The organism is Protofrankia sp. Cr1, from assembly GCF_963555865.1.
In the GTDB taxonomy this organism is placed as follows: Bacteria; Actinomycetota; Actinomycetes; order Frankiales; family Frankiaceae; genus Protofrankia.
Window position 1 is genome coordinate 3,416 of sequence record NZ_CAUVXO010000535.1, and the last position, 511, is coordinate 3,926.

General features: G+C 65.2%; 1 protein-coding gene. It reads left to right on the plus strand.

Features of this window, described 5'->3' with window-relative positions:
- A partial coding sequence (locus U9980_RS25345) for a phosphotransferase (RefSeq protein ID WP_322770229.1) occupies nucleotides 1-380 on the plus strand: 380 nt, incomplete at its 5' end.
- Nucleotides 381-511 lie beyond the last annotated feature (131 nt).

Below are 511 nucleotides of genomic sequence, written 5' to 3' on the forward strand. Positions count from 1 at the left end.
TTTGGGCTGGCAATGTTGTGGTGCGCGACGGGCTGTTCGCCGCCGTGATCGACCTGGAGCAGGCACGGCTCGCCGATCCCCTCTACGACCTGGTCAAGATCGCCGAATCGGTGTTGAGGCTGCACCCGGTCCTTGGCACCGCGTTCCGTGAGGCCTACGGGTTGGACATGGAATGTCCTGATGTCCGCGACCGGCTTGCCGCGGTCTTCGCCCTGGAATACCTGTCGGCTGTCGTCTACTTCGACACGCGCGGCGACCAGGTCATGGTCGCGGACCAGTGTGACCGTCTCGCCAGACTGCTTCGCCGACCTCTCGATGCGATGACAGCAGGTCAGACGGTCCACGGAACCCGCGAACCTCCACCTCAGCGCCTCCGATAGTTTTCCCGATCCTCGGAGGCTTGGAATCAGACAGATGGCGGCCGGCGGGTTGGCGCGGTGGGGGTTCGCGCGGACGGGGTGGTGGCGCCCGGCGGACCATCATCGACGTCCATCTCCGCTTCAGTACGACT